At 50.4% G+C, this 19,912-nt stretch carries 28 protein-coding genes and 1 tRNA gene; 1 reads left to right on the top strand and 28 read right to left on the bottom strand.

Annotated features, from left to right (window positions below):
- Positions 1 to 71: 71 nt before the first annotated feature.
- Positions 72 to 1,079, bottom strand: coding sequence for an aspartate--ammonia ligase (asnA, locus tag HW273_RS05690; RefSeq protein ID WP_179010854.1), 1,008 nt, complete (start codon positions 1,077 to 1,079; stop codon positions 72 to 74).
- 159 nt (positions 1,080 to 1,238) lie between these two features.
- On the bottom strand, positions 1,239 to 2,138 hold the full coding sequence (gene pgeF, locus HW273_RS05685) for a peptidoglycan editing factor PgeF (RefSeq protein ID WP_179010853.1): 900 nt from the start codon (positions 2,136 to 2,138) through the stop codon (positions 1,239 to 1,241).
- 125 nt (positions 2,139 to 2,263) lie between these two features.
- Between pgeF and HW273_RS05680 the strand changes: the two genes are divergently transcribed.
- Positions 2,264 to 2,336: transfer RNA gene (locus HW273_RS05680), tRNA-Thr, on the top strand.
- A 142-nt stretch (positions 2,337 to 2,478) separates the two neighbouring features.
- Here the strand turns inward: HW273_RS05680 and HW273_RS05675 are convergent.
- The 26 genes from HW273_RS05675 to HW273_RS11535 all read right to left on the bottom strand — a co-directional run bounded on the left by HW273_RS05675 (position 2,479) and on the right by HW273_RS11535 (position 19,901).
- Positions 2,479 to 3,246, bottom strand: a complete 768-nt coding sequence (locus HW273_RS05675; protein WP_179010852.1) for a hypothetical protein — start codon at positions 3,244 to 3,246, stop codon at positions 2,479 to 2,481.
- A gap of 56 nt (positions 3,247 to 3,302) precedes the next feature.
- Positions 3,303 to 4,091 carry a phage antirepressor gene (locus tag HW273_RS05670; RefSeq protein ID WP_179010851.1) on the bottom strand — a complete coding sequence of 263 codons (789 nt, stop codon included), beginning with the start codon at positions 4,089 to 4,091 and terminating at the stop codon, positions 3,303 to 3,305.
- Positions 4,088 to 4,282 (bottom strand): hypothetical protein, encoded by a 195-nt coding sequence (locus HW273_RS05665; RefSeq protein ID WP_179010850.1) that lies wholly within the window; start codon positions 4,280 to 4,282, stop codon positions 4,088 to 4,090. The genes HW273_RS05670 and HW273_RS05665 overlap by 4 nt, the downstream gene beginning before the upstream one ends.
- Before the next feature lie 120 nt (positions 4,283 to 4,402).
- Complete coding sequence (locus tag HW273_RS05660; protein WP_179010849.1) at positions 4,403 to 4,570, bottom strand: hypothetical protein; 168 nt, start codon at positions 4,568 to 4,570, stop codon at positions 4,403 to 4,405.
- A gap of 202 nt (positions 4,571 to 4,772) precedes the next feature.
- Entirely contained in the window at positions 4,773 to 4,946 is a 174-nt protein-coding gene (locus tag HW273_RS05655) for a hypothetical protein (RefSeq protein ID WP_179010848.1), read from the bottom strand.
- A 773-nt stretch (positions 4,947 to 5,719) separates the two neighbouring features.
- Positions 5,720 to 5,872, bottom strand: a complete 153-nt coding sequence (locus tag HW273_RS05650; RefSeq protein ID WP_179010847.1) for a hypothetical protein — start codon at positions 5,870 to 5,872, stop codon at positions 5,720 to 5,722.
- 60 nt (positions 5,873 to 5,932) lie between these two features.
- The gene (locus tag HW273_RS05645; protein ID WP_179010846.1) at positions 5,933 to 6,352 is read right to left on the bottom strand and encodes a phage holin family protein; all 420 of its coding nucleotides are present in this window, start codon (positions 6,350 to 6,352) and stop codon (positions 5,933 to 5,935) included.
- A 111-nt stretch (positions 6,353 to 6,463) separates the two neighbouring features.
- Complete coding sequence (locus tag HW273_RS05640) at positions 6,464 to 7,483, bottom strand: hypothetical protein (protein WP_179010845.1); 1,020 nt, start codon at positions 7,481 to 7,483, stop codon at positions 6,464 to 6,466.
- Positions 7,484 to 7,930, bottom strand: coding sequence for a hypothetical protein (locus HW273_RS05635; protein WP_179010844.1), 447 nt, complete (start codon positions 7,928 to 7,930; stop codon positions 7,484 to 7,486).
- Complete coding sequence (locus HW273_RS05630) at positions 7,930 to 8,328, bottom strand: hypothetical protein (RefSeq protein WP_179010843.1); 399 nt, start codon at positions 8,326 to 8,328, stop codon at positions 7,930 to 7,932. Before HW273_RS05630 ends, HW273_RS05635 begins: the two co-directional genes overlap by 1 nt.
- Complete coding sequence (locus HW273_RS05625; protein WP_330603963.1) at positions 8,312 to 10,117, bottom strand: hypothetical protein; 1,806 nt, start codon at positions 10,115 to 10,117, stop codon at positions 8,312 to 8,314. Before HW273_RS05625 ends, HW273_RS05630 begins: the two co-directional genes overlap by 17 nt.
- 437 nt (positions 10,118 to 10,554) lie before the next feature.
- The gene (locus HW273_RS05620; RefSeq protein WP_179010841.1) at positions 10,555 to 10,929 is read right to left on the bottom strand and encodes a hypothetical protein; all 375 of its coding nucleotides are present in this window, start codon (positions 10,927 to 10,929) and stop codon (positions 10,555 to 10,557) included.
- A gap of 12 nt (positions 10,930 to 10,941) precedes the next feature.
- Positions 10,942 to 13,908, bottom strand: a complete 2,967-nt coding sequence (locus HW273_RS05615) for a hypothetical protein (protein ID WP_179010840.1) — start codon at positions 13,906 to 13,908, stop codon at positions 10,942 to 10,944.
- Between the two features lie 24 nt (positions 13,909 to 13,932).
- Complete coding sequence (locus tag HW273_RS05610; RefSeq protein WP_330603962.1) at positions 13,933 to 14,223, bottom strand: Gp15 family bacteriophage protein; 291 nt, start codon at positions 14,221 to 14,223, stop codon at positions 13,933 to 13,935.
- A gap of 40 nt (positions 14,224 to 14,263) precedes the next feature.
- Positions 14,264 to 14,557 carry a hypothetical protein gene (locus HW273_RS05605; RefSeq protein WP_179010839.1) on the bottom strand — a complete coding sequence of 98 codons (294 nt, stop codon included), beginning with the start codon at positions 14,555 to 14,557 and terminating at the stop codon, positions 14,264 to 14,266.
- Between the two features lie 12 nt (positions 14,558 to 14,569).
- Positions 14,570 to 15,022 carry a phage tail tube protein gene (locus HW273_RS05600; protein WP_179010838.1) on the bottom strand — a complete coding sequence of 151 codons (453 nt, stop codon included), beginning with the start codon at positions 15,020 to 15,022 and terminating at the stop codon, positions 14,570 to 14,572.
- 7 nt (positions 15,023 to 15,029) lie between these two features.
- Positions 15,030 to 15,431, bottom strand: a complete 402-nt coding sequence (locus HW273_RS05595) for a phage tail terminator protein (protein ID WP_179010837.1) — start codon at positions 15,429 to 15,431, stop codon at positions 15,030 to 15,032.
- Positions 15,431 to 15,811, bottom strand: a complete 381-nt coding sequence (locus HW273_RS05590) for a hypothetical protein (RefSeq protein ID WP_179010836.1) — start codon at positions 15,809 to 15,811, stop codon at positions 15,431 to 15,433. Before HW273_RS05590 ends, HW273_RS05595 begins: the two co-directional genes overlap by 1 nt.
- Entirely contained in the window at positions 15,811 to 16,149 is a 339-nt protein-coding gene (locus HW273_RS05585; RefSeq protein WP_179010835.1) for a hypothetical protein, read from the bottom strand. The genes HW273_RS05590 and HW273_RS05585 overlap by 1 nt, the downstream gene beginning before the upstream one ends.
- Positions 16,150 to 16,153: 4 nt before the next feature.
- The gene (locus HW273_RS05580; protein ID WP_179010834.1) at positions 16,154 to 16,537 is read right to left on the bottom strand and encodes a hypothetical protein; all 384 of its coding nucleotides are present in this window, start codon (positions 16,535 to 16,537) and stop codon (positions 16,154 to 16,156) included.
- 1 nt (position 16,538) lies between these two features.
- A complete protein-coding gene (locus tag HW273_RS05575) occupies positions 16,539 to 16,793 on the bottom strand; it encodes a hypothetical protein (RefSeq protein WP_179009555.1) in 255 nt (84 codons plus the stop codon).
- A gap of 2 nt (positions 16,794 to 16,795) precedes the next feature.
- On the bottom strand, positions 16,796 to 17,683 hold the full coding sequence (locus HW273_RS05570) for a capsid protein (protein ID WP_179010833.1): 888 nt from the start codon (positions 17,681 to 17,683) through the stop codon (positions 16,796 to 16,798).
- A 17-nt stretch (positions 17,684 to 17,700) separates the two neighbouring features.
- Complete coding sequence (locus HW273_RS05565) at positions 17,701 to 18,294, bottom strand: hypothetical protein (protein ID WP_179010832.1); 594 nt, start codon at positions 18,292 to 18,294, stop codon at positions 17,701 to 17,703.
- 174 nt (positions 18,295 to 18,468) lie between these two features.
- The gene (locus tag HW273_RS05560; RefSeq protein ID WP_179010831.1) at positions 18,469 to 18,630 is read right to left on the bottom strand and encodes a hypothetical protein; all 162 of its coding nucleotides are present in this window, start codon (positions 18,628 to 18,630) and stop codon (positions 18,469 to 18,471) included.
- Between the two features lie 10 nt (positions 18,631 to 18,640).
- Complete coding sequence (locus HW273_RS05555) at positions 18,641 to 18,958, bottom strand: YjcQ family protein (RefSeq protein ID WP_179010830.1); 318 nt, start codon at positions 18,956 to 18,958, stop codon at positions 18,641 to 18,643.
- Positions 18,959 to 19,433: 475 nt separating this feature from the next.
- On the bottom strand, positions 19,434 to 19,901 hold the full coding sequence (locus HW273_RS11535) for a PBECR2 nuclease fold domain-containing protein (RefSeq protein ID WP_243206753.1): 468 nt from the start codon (positions 19,899 to 19,901) through the stop codon (positions 19,434 to 19,436).
- Positions 19,902 to 19,912 lie beyond the last annotated feature (11 nt).

Genomic DNA, 19,912 nt, shown 5'->3' with positions numbered 1-19,912 from the left:
CCGGTTTTCCTATTTACAGGGAAAAACGAAGGAGAGGACATGAAATCGCCCTCTCTCCCCCTCTGATCTCTCTACAGCAGCGTGATGCCATTCCTTTCACAGCTTTCTATCATCTCTGCCGGCCAGATTGAAGCCTGCACCTCTCCGACGTGCGCTCTGTCCAGCAGCAGCATGCAGAGACGGCTCTGCCCGATGCCGCCGCCGATGGTATACGGCAGCTCCCGGTTGAGCAGCATCCTGTGATAGGAAAGTGCCGCCCTCTCCTCGCAGCCCGCCTTTCTGAGCTGGGACAGGAGGGAGTCCTCGTCAACCCGGATTCCCATGGAGGAAATCTCAAGCGCGCAGTCCAGTCTGTCGAACCAGAAAAGGATGTCGCCGTTCAGCTGCCAGTCGTCATAGTCCGGCGCTCTGCCATCATGCGGTTCTCCGTTTGAGAGCTTGTCGCCGATCCGCTTGATGAAGACGCAGCCATGCTCTTTCGTAATCAGGTTCTCTCTCTCCTTCGCGCTCTTGTCCGGATACCTCTGAAGCAGCGTCTCGGAATCAATGAAGAAGATATCCTCCGGCAGCTTCTTCACCGCATTCGGGTACTTGTACCAGACCTCATGCTCCATGTGCTTAATGATGCGGAAGATCATGCGGACGCTGCCCTCCAGCGTCGTCTCATTCCGCTCCTCCTTCCGGATCACCATTTCCCAATCCCACTGATCCACATAGCAGCTATGCAGGTTATCCAGCTCCTCATCCCGGCGGATCGCGTTCATATTGGTGTAGAGCCCCTCGCCCGGGCGGAAGCCATACCGCTTCAGCGCCATCCGTTTCCACTTCGCCAGAGAGTGTACGACCTCTATCGTCTCTCCCGGATTCCATGGCACATCGAAGCTGACAGGACGCTCATAGCCATTCAGATTGTCATTCAGTCCCGAGCTCCGCTCTACGAAAAGCGGCGCGGAAATTCGGGAAAGATTCATCTCTTTTCCGAATTCCTTCTGAAAGGTGTCTCTGATGTACTTGATCGCCTCCTGCGTTTCCCGGACAGAAAGCCTCGGATCATAATTCTTCGGTAGTATCAGTGCCATTGTCTGCCTCCATTTTCAGAAATTTTTCATCCCCGCGGGGTCCGCCTGCGAAAACTGTCCTTAAATTATAGGCATCACAGCCGCTCTGCGCAAGATATTTCTGTATGAGCTCCTGTACAGTGACGGCGCTTTCGGCATAGGCGCACTGTGCTCTTGCCGTTACTCTTTATCCGCAAGCATCAGAAAAGCGCCGTTGTTTCCCCTCTCCTCACCCTGTCCCCGGTGTGAAAACATCCACGCAGGATTACAGCAGGTACAGAGACCGCCCGTCTCGATATTTCGATCAGGCAGCCCCGCCTCTCTGAGCACGAGGCGATTTGCCTCCCAAAGGTCGAGGAGATACTTCCGATCGGCAGTTCCCTGCCGTACCCCCTCGGGATGCTTCTCCCGAAGTATCCGTTCCTCCTGCCCCGGAAAGGCTTCTCGGAAGCATAGCGCGACATCCTCGGAAATCTCATAGCAGTTCCGGCAGATACTCGGCCCAATCACGGCACGGATGTCCTCCGGCACACTGCCATAGCACTCCGTCATCCTGCGAACGGTTTCCCGCCCGATCTTTCCCGCCGTCCCTCTCCAGCCGGAATGCGCTGCACCGATCGCCTGCCGCACCGGATCATAGAACAGAATCGGGACGCAGTCCGCCCAGAATACGCCGAGAATGATGCCGGGCCTATCCGTAATCAGTGCATCCACATCCGTATAGTCCCGCAGTCTCGTGACCCCCTTTCCGAGATCCGCCTCTGTGACGGCGCGCACATTCGCCGTATGGGTCTGGAAGCTCAGCACGAAGCGATCCTCCCGCTGTCCGAAGCAGGCGGCGATCCTCCGGAAGTTCTCCCGCACGCACGTCTCACTGTCGCCTCTCGAAAAGCTCAGATTCATACTCTCGAAGCAGCCCTCGCTGACGCCCCCGAAGCGGGTGGAAAAGCCATGCTGCAGTGCGGGGAATGCAACCAGCGCCGGGCTTCTGAGCAGCAGAAGCTCCGAGCCATCTTCATTTTGAAAGGAATGAAGACGGAGCGTCCGTTCCTCCCCATATTTTATCCTCTGCCGCTTCATAGCACTTCCTCCTCTTAACGGTAATGCCCATCATTATAGCACACGGAATTATTTCGAAAAGCGGTTGACAAAAGAATCCCGGCATGATAGTTTATATGAGTTCGCAAGTGCTTTGCGGGCGGAATGCTGATGTAGCACAGTCGGTAGTGCGTCGCATTGGTAGTGCGGAGGTCACGGGTCCGATTCCCGTCATCAGCTCGATAAAAAAGGCTCGGAATTATGCCGGAAATGGCGTAGTTCCGAGCTTTTTTGATGTTTTTTCACTGCTGGAATTTGTTCCCAAAAACGGCAAATCTTGTCACGAAAACAAAAATTTTGTCACGAAATTTGTCACGGAATCCTATACATCCCATGGTGCCAGCGCACCACTCTCGTCCGTCCGGCAAAGCGCGCCCATGAGCTTCCCTGCTTCCGTCAAATAGTAAAGCTTCCCATCCATCTTCTGCACACCGGTGAGAATGTATCCGTCTGCCCCGAAGTAGTACCAATGATGATTGATGAGCCGCCAGCAGCTCTTGAGACAGCTCTGCTCCGTGTCCGCGAACCACCATCCGCGATCATCCAGATGCCATCCCGGGACATACTTCTTCTTAGCCTCCAGCATCTCATAGACATACTCGACGTGCCCGATCTGCAACGGTCTTGACGGGTCGCTCCCCACGAAAAGCAGCGCATCCCCCACCCGCAGCACCTCCGGATTCAGGATATGTCCGGCGCTGATCTGCACCGGTACTTCCTCGAAAAACTTGCTTCGATAAATCCCCGCCGTATTCAGGAGCGTCACCGGATAGCCTGCCTGCTGCATCGCCGCCATGCCGGAAGAGGAACAATCAGAGTAATACTTCCCGTCCTTGTACTTGTCGTAGACATACGCACGAAGCGGCTGACTGTAAACGTTCCTGCCGAGGATCCTCTTATAAGCTTCCCGGAAGCGCTGTCGTCCGGCCTCGTCCATCGTCCGGAGGCGCATCACCTTGACAAGCCCCTTGCGCTTCCCGTTCGTTGCTTGCTGTCCGTAGCGATAGCCGAGATATACCTCAAGATTCTTCAGCGACGGTCTTCCGGAGCCGTGCCCGCAGATCGTGATATCTTTCTCCTTGATTGCCATTTTCTTTTCCTTTCCTCCAACTTAAAGAGCCGCCCCGAAGGGCGGCGAAATATACATTATGCCGCGTCATCTCTCTCAATCATCGGGAGAATCCCGTTCTGTTTAAGAAGCTCGTAGAGGAACAGCCGCCCCTTCTGTGTCCAGTACATATGCGTTTTAGCGCCCTGTGTACCATCCGGCTTGTTGTAGTTCTGCGTCTTGGTCTGCGTATAGCCCTTATCCTGGTACTTCGCATACAGGAACCAGACACCAGACTGGTTGAACTGCACTCCCAGCTCATGGAGGAGCTTATTCATCTTCTTAGCGCTCATGCCGTAGTCCTTGGCAATCTCCGTCATAGAGAGAAGATCCTTGCACTGGAGGACAAGGTCATAGTAGCTTGCCTTCGGCTGAAGCTCTGCGATCTGCTGATCCTTGACCTGATTCTCAAGTTCCAATGCCTTGCGCTTCGCCCGCTCCTCTTTCAGTGCGGTGAGGGCGTTGATAGCAAGATCGGGGTTCTCGATCAACTCATCCATGGCGTACATACCATGTCGGCGGATGCTGGGCAGTACCTCCGAAGTCACCCAGCGCTTGAAACGCTTTGCATTCGGGAGCTTGCTGGAGAGGATCAGGCTGTAAAGACCGGACTCGTTGATTACAATAGTTTCCTTGTCCTGATTACCATCAAAGAACATAATCTTCTCACGATCTTCCTCTTCAACATGGCGGTTGATATCTCGACTACCGTTTTGGTACCCGAGAATATCGGCGACATCCTTCCCCACAAAATAAGGCTCGCTCTCAATCTCCACCGTTCTTACTTCTCCAAACTCCTCATTGGTGAAAATCTTCATCTCGTTCATACTGCTCTTCTCCTTTCTGCCTTAGCGGCTTTCATACCCTGCAAATATCCGAACTTGAAGCTATCCCACATCATGTCCCATATACCGTGACCGTTCTGCTTGATTTCCTCAAAATGGCTCACGCATGGTGCATAAGCTTCTTTCACCTCAAGATTTTCGATTACTTTGTGAACACTCTTAATTCTGCCCATAAGAAAAAGACTCCTTTCATGGTTGCCGAAAGAAGCCCTCTGTAGTATTCTATTTACAGAGGCTCCTAACGGAGTTTCCCAACAAGAGTGACCGTCTCTCGCCAAAGTAGCCGGTTACTCTTATTTTTTCTTTAACGCAGATATTCCTATTCTGATAAGGTCCAAAAGACTGTGGCCTGATTTACTTGTAAAATCTTGGATTTCCTTCTTTTCATCAGGCGATATCCTTATGTAAAGCCTTTCAGTTTTTGGATTATCAGACTTAGGTCTGCCTGTTCGTGGACTCACATTTTCCCTCCTTTCTTTATGTCCGTACATTTATTTAATCACTGTGCGCACATAATGTCAAGAGGTTTTTATTCTGCCCATAAGAAAAGTACCTCCATTTGGTTTTTTGGTTTGCCAAACAAAGGTACGCATAGTATAATATTTACGTACCTGTTTGGGTGCGGAACGTTCGTTGTGCTTGGTCGTGTAGCGGACGTTCCTTTTATTCTTTTAGTTCGGATTCCAACTTTTTCAACCCTCTTCTAACAGCTTCTGCCCGATCTATACTCTCCTGCTTACAATAAGCATTCATAATTCTCGCAGAATCATCATCTAAGCGCACTGTGATTTTATAATTCTTAGGATTGTCTGTTGGTCTCCCTGTTTTTGGAGACATTCTCTTCCCTCCTCTCTTTTGTCTTCCAAAATTATTATAACTTATGTCTTCCAAAAGTCAAGAAGAATTTTAGATTTTTCCCATAATAAAAAGACTTCCTTTCTAACCTTTAGGGTTCTTGAAAGAAGTCTCTCTCCATGATAGTATATTTCATGGAAGGAAACTTCTGTCTTGAACAGTCGCTAAGCTTTGGTCGGTGGAGCGGCTGTTCTTATTTATTAAGTTTCATCTCTTGGTACAGCCTATCAATCCCTGCCCTGATAACCTCTGTTTTGCTTAGTCCCGACTTTTCTATGCAGAATCTGACCTTCTCCATATCTTCTTCGGATAATCGGAAACTTTCTCGGTAACTTTTAGGGCTGTCTGTAGGTCTACCTAACTTTTTCTTTTCTACTTTTCATCACCTCTTGACTCTTGCCTGAATCCCCCCAGCATGATAAACTCATATTGAGTACAGGCGGTGGCAAGTACCGCCTGTTTGTAGGTTGTAGAAGCTCTGTTATTTCAGCAGGGCTTCTATTTTTTTGATTGCCTCGTCCTTGTCCTTACTATCCTTAATAATCTGGATAATCATTTTAAGGACTATTTCAAGCTCCTTGCTGGTCATTTCCTCGTCCATCTTCTCTCCTTTCTGGCTCTTGCCTGCCTGACTCGTTAAGTCTTTCTTAACTGTGACTTTATTATATATTATGTCATGACAAAAGTCAAGAGATAATTTACACTTTTTCGTGCAAAAAAGAGGAGCCGCATTCGCAGCTCCCCTCCCGACAGTATTACTCCTTGTCCTTGCCGAGCCCCGGCTTGCTGTCGAGCTTCCCGTCATGGTTTGCATCGGCAGTGTCGTCCGGACCGTGGAACTTCGTGGTGTCGGAATCCCTCTCGATCCCATCATAATACTTTCCCGGTCTCTCTGCATGTTCCTTCATAAATGTTCCTTTCTCCCCGATTGTCGGGGCACTATATCGTAGCGGCGGAATTGCCGGTACTTACTTCTTTACATCCTTATCCCTCAGCACCTCGATAGCCTTAGACATCACGGAGGGGATAGGGATTCCCATCAGCCCCGCATTTTCAAGGATGGATATTGCTTCATTAGCGATAAAGCCGATGCATACCGCGTCCCGGATGTAGCTCGTTCCGGTAATAATATCGAGCCAATGCGCAACGAGCACGAGTGCGAGCGTATACACCTTTCTGCACAGCCCTTTCCAGCCCGCACGGCTCTCCAGCGCGCCGCCGTCCGTCTTCTTTGACCGCTTGAATACTCCGGCTACGGTAAGCCCCATTGCAAAATCAATCGCCATAAACAACACAAGTCCACTCAACGCTGCACCCCATCCGCCAAAAAGGGAAGCCACACCGCTCCCGACAATGCCTACTGCTGCACATAATACGCCTCTGTTCATCTTGCCCTCCTCTCACTCATTCCCGAGAATCTCTGCCAAAATTTCGTAAGTATAAAATAAAAATTCAGTAATAGCGAATACAAGATAACCTCCTCTCTGAAATAATGTGGGTTACGTCACCCAAGCGCTTCTTAGCTCTGCCCAAGTGAAGTATAATCCTTCTGACTCTCCATCAGACATCCCCCTAAATGAAATCGAAACATACTCGGCATTATCCACACTTTTTAACGGGGCGCTTAACGTAACCGTTCCGGAATTTCCGTTAAACCACACGTAATCGGTTTTATTTAGAATATTCACGCCTTTTAGCGAAGAAGAGGATACTCTTACAAGGGCATAAACATCATCTATTTTTATTGCGTTTGATATATTTGCAGGTCTGTTAAACGTCCCATGGACTTCAACATTTAATGTTCTGCCCACGGCGATAGCTGGAAGATTTGTATCGTAATAATAGTAAGACCCGTTGTGGTGATTTTCACTTGATGGTACATAATGTTGAGCCAACGGAGAATATGATAAATTCTTTCTTCGCCATACTTGACAATATTTATCCCCTGCCCAGTTCCCGTTTACATGACCACTCCCATCAAGATTACTATTACATGTATAGTAGTTGAGCACGTTGAATTTATGATTTCCCTCACTGAGGCCATTTATTGTCAAAGAACCATTAGCGTTCCCTTCAATGTTTCCTTTCCATCCGTCGTCTACATATACACTACAACCACGCCACGGCTTCGAATTTCCGGTAGCAAGACCCGTCAGAGATACTGTAGCACGTCCCCAAGCGGACGGGTCATCGCTTGAGGACACATTAAAACCCGAGACACTCCCTACGCCATAGGCGTTTTTAAACGCATCTCTCATTTCATCGAGACTACGATATACCCAAGAGTCCTCTCGGTTTCCGTCCCTATAGTACCCGTAAGGGATTCGCGTCCAGATTCCGTCTTCGTTCACCCCATTGTCAGTGCCGTGCACTCTGACTCCTCTGTCCGGCATCGTCCCCGTCACCGGCTCGCCCTCCCGATCTACCGTCACCCTACCGGCAAGCACATCCCCCGCACCTGCCGTGATGACGTCCAGATCGGCACCGCCACCGCCGCCCGGCATCCATACTCTTCCCATTTACACTCCTTTCAGCCCGACCTTGCAGTCTGTCGCGGGCTTCTTATACGCCTTAAAAATCACCGTTCCATTTCCTACCGTTGCTGTCCCGCAGGAGATGATCCCGAACGCCTTTGTATATGTCTTCTGTGCTGCGGCATCTGCATCGTCCGGAAGAGCGCTCACCAGCAGCGGTTCCATATCTGCGGCAGCGCCCGGAACAGAAACCATCTGCACGAACGGGCCGCCCCCTTCCCACCCTGCCGCGGTCAGCGTAAGTTCTGTCACGTGGTTCAGGCGGTTGACAGCAGTGTTCGTAGCGTTGATATCCTTTGCGCCGAACTGATCGCCCGCCTGCGTATAGCTCGTTGTGTCCGTGAAGCTCACCGTGCCGTCGGTGTTTTGCCCCATACGGTACCGCCGCTGCCCGTCGTACATCGCATCCTTATAATCTGTTTTCAAGCTCATTAAAACTCGCCTCCGTTCAGTGTAAAAGCCAGTCGCTTTCTTCCAGTGATGCGGCTCTGCACATTGCTGTAGATCAGACGACATGCTTCTTCAATTCGATTCAATTCCCCCCAGCCGATAAAAGGCTGATTCTCATAAAAGGTCTGTCTTTCTCCTACTGCAAAAGGAAAAACTGCAGCGCAGATATGATCTATGTTGGCTTCAAAGCAGTTGATCTCATCGGCATAAAATCCATAGTCCTCATAGCTCTTATCCTTTCCCATTTCTTCAAAGGGGAACGCCTGCCAAAGCATCAATGCCGCTTCCCGGATCGCATTCAGATTGCCCTTGATCCGGTTATAATCCTGCACGTTAAAGAAATCCCCTGCTTTCCAGTCTGTCTTAGGTTTCGTCCACATGGCTCATATCCCTCCTTGCCTTGATACTGCCGAAAAGAGCGCCGTCAAATTTCAGCGTGTGCTCATATACACGTATCAGCATTCCGGGGACGTACTTATTCTCCAAAAAAACAATATCATTCCCGTCGATTCTGGGCTCACCCCGGTACGATAGCTCGTAATCTCGATCTGATTTCAAGTACGCCCCGATCCATTTCAGCAAATCCTCGGCGTGACCTCTCTCAGAAACCAGCGGATTCTTCCACTTCTCCACACTACCGGACGGGCTTAGCTGCACGCTTTCCGTGAGTTCTCTCTGTACATACTCTTTTCCCTGAATGGAAAGTGTTATGTTGCCGGACGCTCCGGTTATCGCAACAACCGCATAGTATGCGCTGCTATCAATAATACTGGCACTCTGTCCCGACTGCGGCTCCTCAATCTGCACTGCATAATCGTAAGATGGCCTCGAAAGGTAAAATCTGACCTGCGTCCCAGCCACAACCGCAACTGTCTCCCGGGCAAGTTCTTTCCTCTCCTCTGTGCTGAGGGTATACACAGTTCGTACTACATTAAGCTGCCCCACCCTGCTGAGCTGTGTTCCCTTCGGCGTTTTTGTCAGCTCAGGACCATAAGCCAGCTCATAGTCTGTCACATCCCCAAAGCGCACAGAATTCAGCGTTACTCTGTTATGCGCTGTGCCTTTCGTAAATTCAATTACAAGCTCGTTGAACTCCAAAAACTCTCGCGACACCACCAGCTCCCGGCCGTTGTTCTGGACGCGCACCTCCTCGACAGCAGTAGAAGCCCCCGCATCTCTATGATATGTTCTAAGCAGAAGCTCCTTTGGCGGATTCCTCCCAAATCTGAAAGTGATACCGAAGCATTTATAGGTTGATTCCAGCATAATCTTGACCGTTGGATTTATGGAAAATGTTCCATTTTCGTCCGCCACTGCCTCCGAGATATATGCCGTGCCGTGGTAGGCTTTCCCTTCTCCTTTACGAGGAAGGAAGAGCTGCTCAGCGCCCGGTTCCCCATGGTTTTCCGTAGCCAGCGCATATTCTGCCTCCTCCGGTTTCCCCAAAATCTCCGATGCGTGGGAAAAGTAGGTCTCATTGTCGGAGCCGGCCGTCATCTCCGGGACAAACGAAGATCTCAGCAGGATTTTACCGTCTCTCCCCTGCATCAGTACGCACCTTCCGGCATTTGCAATGAGCTGCAGGGCTTCCTTATGCGGCACCGCGGGAACCGGATTATGAATCTTGACCGTTTTTAAGTATTCATCTATCCAGTATGAACGGGGATCAGCCCCCGCATCCACCAGTACATTTTTTGCAAGCTCATAGAGGCTTGTTCCCTCTGCACTATATGTCCCGCCGTAGTAGGTACCTGACATATTATCGAAGCGGTCTGTAGCCGTAAAGCTCATCACTTCGTCATCTGCAGACCATTCCTTCAGCGCGACCGTAGTGCCCGGCAGCCACTCCGTCTTTCCATCCTCCAGCTCCTGTCCATAGATCACCTCGACGTTCTGCCTGAGTTCCAGAAAGTTTACTGTGCTTTTCTCGTTCTCAATGTCATAGGCTCTCTTTTTGTTATCGATCGTCAGCGTAAAATCAATCGATGGCAGCTCCTCAGCAATCGGGCTTACGTACTCTTTTTTCATGCAGGACAGGACATCCCGCTCATTGAAATAGATCCCAACCCCCATCGTGATTTGATGTATCCGGAGCCGCGCCGCCCCATTTATCATTTTCTCGGGGACAAAGCGAAGGAACGTAACGCTTTGGAAGATCTCCTCCGTCACAAAGTGCCCCGTAGCATTTCCCTCTACCGAAAGCTCTCTCTGATCGGAAACAATCTTGAAATCCACGGGGAAGGCTTTGCCGAACTCTATCGTCAAGCCTCTCAGGTTATAGGGAATCGGAAATCGAATCTCTACTTCTCCCAGCAGTTTCTCCGATATGGCGCCCTGATTCAGAACCGCATCCATTTTTTCGCGGGGAAGGAAATACATCGTCTCATCCACAGATGTATAGTTTTGCTCGCAGGTCGCATACAGAGTCTCCACAGCATAGTTATCCAGCGGCTTTTTCAGATTCGAAAAATAGGTGTATTTCCCATAAAAAGCGGCATCCGCTTGTGCCTCCTGATTGATTACGCCGATCGTCACCCTGATATAACTGTGATCCCGAAGAGGCAGCTTCCGCATTTCTTTTTTATATGCTTCACTTCCGGCGTACATCAGTTCACCCCGCAGTCTACGATATTTACCTTACAGTCCCGGTACCTTGTCGGCATCCCGGAAATATCAAACTCCACCGGCGTTGCGGTGCGGTTTCCGGGATACATCTGAATTGTAAGGAATCGGTTATTCACCATGTCCGGAATCTTCGCCGTGACTACGAACTTGTCAAATTCCCGAAGCATATCCGCCCACGTTTTCGCATCCAAAAATTTCCATTGCAAAGCGTCTACTTTGTACTGATCCCGTCCGACCTTCTGACCGATGAATTCACCTTTGGCATTCTTCCCGGCACTCACATTGGTCGAAACCACCAGATTCCCGCCGATATCAGGGGCGGGAAACTCCCGCCCGTTGATTGTAATCGTTGCCATATTCCCGCCTCCTTACGTTGCTCTCAGGCTATAGCCGGATCGGCTGTCAAGCTCTGCCAGTCTCTTCTTGATCTCCCGGATATCGATATTTACGGTCAAGTCCATCGCTCCGATCAGATCGATGATCCTCTTCAAAAGATCGATCATAATGCTCAGATACTGCTCAGACAGGCTGGCCCCCTGTGAAGCTAGCGCAACAGCCCGGTTGACCATATCCTGCATTTTATCCTCCGGTGCCACGATCTCTCCGTAATGCCGGTTGTCTCCGATCATGGCAAGCTGCGGCGTATTGGCGCGCACAAAGCCGCCTTGCGCAAGCCGCGGGATGGATACCGTCGGTATCGTCGGAATGTTCAGCCCGAAGGACTCTCCGCCAATCCCCGGAACCCAGTCGGGGATATCAAAGCTCAGACCGTTCAGTGCTTCGATCATGCCGTTTATCGCATTGATAACCCCGTTAGCCATCGTTTCGACGCCGCTTAGAATAGAATTGATCACACCTTTAATCCCACTCCACATCGAAGTAAATATATTGATTACAGTAGTTTTTAAATCATTCCATACCTTATCCCATATTGTCTTAATGGAATTAAGCATGGTAGAGATATTGTCTTTTACTCCCGTAATAATCGTAACAATGGCCGTTTTTATGGCATTAAATATAGTAATAACCAATGCCTTTAAAGCCTTAAATATTGAAGCAAATATTGCGTAGATACTCTGTAGGATAGCTGTGACAGTCCCTAAAATTACGGATAAAATCGTCTTTATGAATGCCGAGATAATATTTAAAACGCCTTTAACAATCTGCTCAACTCCATGCCAAGCTTTATCCCAGTCTCCGGTGAATACACCCACCATGAACTCAATAATACCTGTAATTGTCTGTATCAGCCCGCCAATCAGATCGCTTATAAATGCAAACACATCGGCAACAACATTTCCTACAGTCTGTATTACAGGTAGAACAGCGGGTAATATATTCGCTATGACCCAATCAATAAAAGGTTTTAGTACTCCTTCCCATAAAGCCGTGATCGCCTCACCTACAGCGCCCGCAAATTCCAGGAACTTATCCAGCAGTGGCTGAACATGCTCTTTCATTACCCAGCCAAATTTATCCCCTAGCTGATCCAATACCGGCTGAACTTTTTTATTCCAAAAATCTAAAAACTTCGCTCCGGTATCAGACAATCCTGAAGCAATGGACTCAAATAGTGGTCCAAAGCTTTCATCATATACTTCATTCGCTTTATCAACGAAGTCATCGACAGTGTCTTTTATTGAACTTGTCACCGTCTCAAATACACTTAGAATGCCTTCGAGAGCTGTTTTTATGCCATCCTGGTTTTCTATAAATGGCCTTGTAAATACATCAAGAATATCCACGCTCGCTTTAGCAGAAAGCTCGGTGACGCCCATGAAGGAGTCCGTGAAAATTCCTATCAAGTCTGCACCGATCTGCTTCGCCGAATCACTTCTGAATACTTCGAATATTTGAGCGACTGATGTTACAAAGCTCCCGCTGATTTCCGCTTTTCGGCTCCCGATATCAAACATCGAAAGAATATAGTTCTTTATTCGTTCGGTATTCTGCTCCAAATACTGCGCAATTGCTCCTGTCAGGCTGTCTGCGATCGATGTGCCGATTCCGAACATGGAACCGGATATCTGCCCCATGGAATATGCCACTGTGTTTGCGAAATCGTTCGCAGCAGTCTGCACCTCCGGAGCAGTGAAAATTTCCTGCAGGCTCTGACGTATGGAATCGATATTTCCCCTGATCGAATCAAATACAGAAGTATCCCCGAACGCATCCCAGAAGCCGGCAGAAAACAGCTCCTTAAGCTCCTGAAAACGGGAGACAATAGCAGCCATTCGAGAATCCACTGCGGACGACTCTTCCGGAAGATTCCCCATATCGAAGTCTTCCGCCGCATAGCCTCCCCCTGCAGCCTCTCCGGCACCACCAGAACCGCCGGAAGACACATCCGGAGCCTGAATGATATTCAGCTCGTCAATCCCGCTTGTTGCACTTTTAATGTCTTTCGCTGCCTTTTTTGCGGCTCCTCCTGTACCTCCCAATGCCCCGGTCGCTTTATCTGCACTTTTTGCTATGGCATCCGTTCCGGCTGTCATTCCCTGCGCCTTACTGCCGCCTCCGCCAAGCAGGGAAAAGAACGCTTTCAGCGCATTCGCCGCTGTGAGAATCCTGCCAATCAGGATATTCAACGTCCTGATAACCGGAGACAGCGCAGCGATCAGCCCCTGCCCGATCGTCGCCCGCAGGCTGTCAAACTGGAGCTGGAGGATCCTGACTTGGTTCGCCCAGCCATCTGACGTCCGAATGAAGTCTCCGGCCGCAAGCGAAAGCTGATCCTGAACGAAGCGATACCGGAGCGCCACTTTCTCCATCTCAGACATGGCGGAAGTAGTTTTTCCGAAGCCGTTTGCCAGCGCATACTGATCAAGTGCGGTCTGTGTCATAACCACGCCGAGCTCCTTCAGCGACTCTGTCTCGCCGGTGAATACGGATTTCAGCTTTGTATATGCTTCGTCCTGCGACAGGTTATAAAAAGACGCTACATCCCCGGCAAGTCCCGTCAGCGCAGTCGCCATCTCATACGCCTGCCTCTCACCGAAGCCAAACGCCTTCGACATCGCCCCGAAGGTGCCGGAGAACTTCTTCGCCATCGTTTCGGACAGACCGAAGGATTTCGCCGCATTCTGCGCAAACTTATCTATCTGCTTACTCATGGAGGGAAACGTCACGTCCACAACGTTCTGCACCTCTGCGAGATCGGACCCCAGCGCGATACAGCTCTTTCCGAAGTCAACCAGCTTCTTTACTGCAAAAGCAGCCGCAAGAGTTTTACCAGCTTTTGCGGCAAGCCCCTGCAACCCCTTCATCTGTGATTCAAATTCGCCCTTATTTACGACCAGATCCAGCCCGATCTGTCCAACGCTGTCAGCCGCCATTGTTTCCGCTCCCCTTTATTTTGATTACCCACAGAGCATCGCGAACATGCTCTCAAGATCTTGCATCTCCGCTTCGTACTTTTCCACGCTCATTTTCTGCGCCGCCTTTTGGTTCCATGCATCGTATATACGCTTCTGATCCTCGGAAAAGCGGGCAATGACATTCTTGTCTGTTTCCGCCCGAATAGCCACCACCCTTCCGAGCGCCGTTTCCGGAGCTATGCCGGCAAGCAGGGATCGAAACTCGTCCCAGCTCACCGTCATAAACTCTCTTGTACTGATCCGGATGCCGTACTGTGACAGAAAACTGGACACGATCAGATCCCAGTCTTCAAACAGATCATAGTACGGCTCACTACTCTTTTTCTTCGATCTCCCCGACGATCAGCTCAATTCCCGACTTAATGACCGTTACCAGATCATTGAAGCTAAGATGCAGCGAATCCAGGAGCTCTCTGTCTTCCTTCGAGAAAATAAGCTCATATGCGCCGACGACCTCCTGCACGCCCGGCGTGCCGTCTCCCATCAGCCCCATGACCTTGAGCATGGTCGGTGCATCCGTGTTAACCCCGATCTCCTGTCCCTTGATTACCAGCTTCGGACTCCCCTCAAAGCTAAGCCTGTCTGTAATGTCGATTACCTTCGCCATATCTTCCCCTCCTTATACCGCCGGTGTAAATGTCGGCTTGCCGTATCCGGTGACCTCAAACTCCAGCGAATCGATATTCGTGGAATCACCTCCGCCCGGTGTCGTTACATTTACCACCACATCACACGCAAGCTTCGCGCCGGACACCATCGTCCACTCAAACTTCGTCATGACATCCTGCCCGAACTTCCATGCAAGCCCGGCGATATAGTCGTTCCCGGGATCGCCGACAGAACGCTTTCCCTTGAAAGAGAAGCTCAGCTTCTTTCCGGTCATGGATGCCTTCGCCCAGCCTGCAGCATCCATTGCGAACCATTCCTCGACCGTTCCGTCAATCGACGGCGCAAAATTCTCCAGATCCGCCGGTGTCGCCATCTGTTCAGCTGTACTCTCAATCCCCTTCGTTCCAAACTTGAAAATGTTATTGTGTACCGGGTATACCTTTCCTTTTCCTGCCTCAGGCATTTTCTACCTACCTTTCATAAACAAAATCAATCCAGATAACGAACTCGTACACGCCGTTATCATCCGTTCCCACATCCACCGGGGCGGGAGTCTGCAACGCAAGGAAACGTATCCCCGTCTCCCCGATTGTCAGGTTCTGCACGTTTAGCATCTTCTCGTACAGCTCCTGTGCTGCCTTTTCCGATTCCGATACTCTCCGATTCCAGTGAACCAGAAGAGACACCGGCTTCACATCATAGCTCTTGTTCTGCATCCCTCCGAGAGGAATCTGCGCCGCCCCGTCCTGTTTCCGGTTATACACCCCGATGGACTTCTCCTGCTTGTTGTCGAGCTTTCCGATATATACATGGCTGTCCTCCGCAACGCCCAGCCCTGCGATATACTTCCTGATCTCTCCGATTCCCAGCATCACAGTCCTCCGTTCTGCTTGTAAGATTTCTTGAAAGTCTTCTGCGCAAAGTCTGCCTTGCTGCCACCGGGGAGCCAGTCCTTGTACCATTCGCCCTGCGCATCAGCATGGAATTCTTTATTGAAATGGTATTCCGGGTGATAATAGAGCCGCCGGGCATAAGGGGTATCATGGACTAAAGTTACGGTCCCCGTTTCCGATGCCGATGTGTCAACAAAAAACTGTTCTCCGTTAAGTGCTCCCGTTTCCATCGGAACTTTTTGTGAATTTGCTACTTCGTCGTGCAGCACTTCTCCCGTATGCTCCAGCGCAGCCACCGCAGCTCCCGTAAGCTCTCTGATCCTGCCCCAGTCCATCTTCACCGTGGAGTTCACCCGCATCACACCACCTCCAGCTTGCAGAAATTCACTGTGCCGTCCGGGTTTCGTGCTTTCATCCCGGCGGCAATCCGGCGGATCTCCCCGAAGACCGTGACGGATCCCCCGGAGAGCGTCGGGACATCCGGCGCGATATCCCCCGGGAACATTGCAGTCCCGGTGATCTCCACCAGCTTCTTCTCTGCCGTGAGGATCGTTTTCGCGCTATCCTGCCAGTTGCAGAGCAGCTCCAGATTGAGGCTGTACTTCGGTTCCCCGAGATTGGTGAGCTCCTCAGATTCCAGATACACCTTGATCGGCACCTTGCAGAGCTGTTTTGGCACTAAGCATGGATATTTCATGGCATCACCTCGCAAGCCGGCAGCAGAGTCCCGTCTGACAGAGCAGAGCATACAAAGATCTGGGCATCGCGATCCCCTTATCTGCAAATACGTTCCAGCTCTGCCCAAACTGCACGGAAGCGCCGTTCAGACTGTATCCGCTCAGCATAGATTCAATCAGATCAGCATTCTCATGCTCAAAGATCGCAAGCTCTGCCGTGACCTCCTGAATGACATCCCGCTGAAATTCCGACAGATGGAAAAATCCCTGACCCACAATCCTGTTGTAAGTCAGGGAATCGATATGCCTGCTCGCCTTCCGCAGTGCATTCTCCACATCCTCTTCCGGAATCACGCCGCCATACAGTCCCAGAAAACGCTCTTTCGTGATATATGGCGCATATCCCATCTTAAGCCTCCGCTTTCTTGTCGGTGCCCTTCCCGCTTTTCTCCGGCTTCGGCACATCCTCCGCCTTTGCAAGCTGTTCCTTCAGGGCTTCATTCTCTGCCTTCAGAGCTTCGTACTCATCGTAGGGTACGGTCTTCCCTTTTCCGTAGGCAACAATTTCCCCATCGTCACCCACGATATCGAAGCCCGCATCCTGATAGTGTGACTTCTGACTCTCGTCAATGGTATATACCTTATTTCCTTTTACCGCTCTCATATTTATGCCTCCACATTCATCGCGCAGCCCGCAACCTTCTTCTCCAGCAGGAACAGATCCCCATAGTTCCGATTCTGGTACAGGTATCCGTCCGCCGTCCGGGAATCCGTCCCCGGCGTGAACAGCTTGATATAGCTGTACTTATCACGGCAAACTACGCAGGACGGATGCAGCAGAATGAAGTTGATCTGCTTCGCTGCAGGATCTGCAACGCAGCCATCCGTGAAGTTGTACTTCGTCTTCATCCGGGCGGCCGGCACCATCTTGATTGCGACATTATCGATGCTGTGGACTGTCCTGTTAATTGTCGCGGCTCCGCCGGATACCATGATCTGCCGCTGAATCCCCTCCGCCTGCTTGACGATCTTGTTCATGCTCGGCGTGACGTAAAGCACCCTTCCCTCCTCCGGGACTGCCGCCTCGTCCATCCGTGCCATCTCCTCGTCAAATGCTGCGAGGAAGGTCTGCGCGGTAAGTGCCGTCGTATCGATCCGCCCGTTAAATGTCGTAAGCTCTGCGTGCAGCTTCGAGAAGCGGTAAGAATCCTTCTCCGGGATCGCCTGCTCCGTCTCGAAGGTGTTCTGGATATTCGCCACAGAGAGCGTGAGATTCGTCTCATCGATATCCATCGGGTCCACGAAGAACTCAATGTCACGATCGTGCGTGAGCTTCTTCGGCTCCCAGTCATTGGTGAGTGTTCCGGCGTTAAAGCCCGGCGTTCTCGCGTGATCCTTGTAACCGGATACCGTCATCTTCGGAAGCTTGATCGTCTGCGCATTCAGGAACGTCACGCCAAGATTACTCTTCGTCAGCGCATCGGAGCAGAGCTCCTTCGCATACTTCTGATCGAGCAGATTCGTAAATGCTTCTGCATAATTATAAACTGCCATACTTTTTTACCTCTTTCTTACAGTCCGAATGCCTTTTTCAGGGCATCCTCGTTTGCCTTCTGCTGCTCTCCGGCTCCTGCGGCCCCTACCTGCACAAAGCCGCTGCTCTGCGCATTGGAGGGCTTCAGCGCCGGCACGTCCTCCAGCACCTTCGTAATCGCATTCTTCACAGCCTCTGCATTGATCTTCCCATCAGTGCCGACCGCCTGACTGAGATCTGCCATCTTCAGGACATAAGGGATCGTCTTTGCGTCAATGCCGAGCCCTACCGCCTGCACCGTTGCCGCACTTTCGATCTGCGCCCTCTTTGTCTGCTCCTGTGCCTCCGTCAGCTGCGCCTGCATCGCCGAGACATCCGGTGTGCTTGCCGCCTTCTGCTGCTTAAATGACGCGATCGCCTGCTCTACCTCCTGCTGAGAAAGCCCCTGCTGCTTGAAATACCCTTTCAGCGCCGAGTCCTCTGCTGTAGAAGTTCTGCCGTTGATGATCTGCGCAAGCTTCTCATAGTCAAAGCTGAAGCTCTGCTGAGCCTGTGAGCCGGTCGCAGCTCCCTGCTGCTGTCCCTCTGTGCTCTGCTGCTGTGTCTGCTGATTCTGTGTGCTTTCTGCCATTTCTTTACCTCCCGTTTTACGTGTGTCTCACATGATTGGTTTCCCAGTTGGTAGCCCGGTGTCTCCGGGTAGTTTTACGCCTTCGGGCATAATAAAAGCACCATCCTAATGGACGATGCTTTACATTCATAGATTGTGTATCTCCTTCGATTCGATTGTCCACACTCTGCCTCCCTATCTCCGCTTCTGAGACTTAGGCTCTAAAATCTCCTCTGCGAACCTCTTTTCAATCAGCTCCATGCCTCTTGCTTCGCTGACCATAAACTCATCGTCAGTCTCTCTAAGTACAAGGCCGGCTTCACGGTCATAGAAGTCCATCAATGCCCTGATCTTCATGCGCGCCTCCTCATGTGACGATATCAATAACGCCCTTAGCTATTCCTGCAGCCTTTTTCATCAGGCTGTTATCTTCCAGATATTCCAGCCCCTTCAAAGTAATTTCCGGTCTTGTCAGCTTGACCTTCGGATACGGACAGTCAAATGATTCCCATGTATCCGCCCCGGTAATGTAATCATTCCGGAGCAGCATTCGCATAATCCGGCTCCACTTTTGCTGTGACAATCCCAGCGCTGTAGGACTTATCATCCCCTGATCGAATTCATCCACATCCATCGCCTTCTGAAGGATGCGTAAAATCCTGTAAATCACCTTGAACTCTTCCAATGCGTTCACCTCCAAATGGGTATAAAAATACCACCAGACAAATAACTGGTGGTGTAGATACTGTCATTCGTAAGAGAAAGAGTTATTTGGCAGGCGTAGCATTCTCCTGCATCTCTCGGGTTTCCCCTGTCAATACCGTCGGCGTGTGGTCGCTACGAAATTTACCACCTCAAACAGCTTCTTCCCCCCCCCTCTGCAAGCATCGGGAAAAGCCTCTGGCTGGAGCGTCACTCCCAGCATCTCTTTTGCCCATTGCCGAAGCATGCGGCGCATGAAGACGCATTTTTCACCTCAAAAGGCTTTTTCCTTTGCATTTTTGCCCATTGCCAAATACTTCTCACTCATAAACACAAAATACAGCTATCCGGCAGGCGTCGCCGCTCCTGCATCTCTTTTGACCCATAGGGTGTGTGGTTGCAACGAAATTTACCACCTCGGATAGTTGTATTATTGCACCTTTAATATACATCGACTATTACTTTTTGTAAAGAACCAGCTTATTCCTCAAGTAATTTTGAAGTCTTTTGGCACTAATTTTCCAGCATGAAATAATTGAATTTTTATACCCTTGTTCATCCGCTGATGTCACTATCCTTAAAACAACTTGTGCTGCCTCCCCATTTTCAAAAACATTACCAATTACAAGCCCTGTATTAGGATGGCTATCATATATAATGTATTCTGGGCTCGATATAACATCTTTCACTTTGTCAAGAATGTTTTGATAATCTTGAGGGTGTCTTTCCTTAATGTGCTGAATCTGATTATCTGTAATAATCACCTCATCCGTAACGATATCCTCCGTGATACAGCTGTATATTGCTTTATCAATCCTCCCAATCGTGTGCACTTCGGGTACCCCACTGATATTTTTCTCCCCGATTATACCGTTTTTATCCTCTCCTGCAATCTTTTTCCACTGCTCCGCTCTCGCCCCATACATCCGCTTATTCT

The sequence above is a fragment of the Oribacterium sp. oral taxon 102 genome (genome assembly GCF_013394775.1).
GTDB lineage: Bacteria > Bacillota > Clostridia > Lachnospirales > Lachnospiraceae > Oribacterium.
Note: the sequence above shows the minus strand (reverse complement) of the source record. Positions and strands in the feature narration are given on the sequence as shown.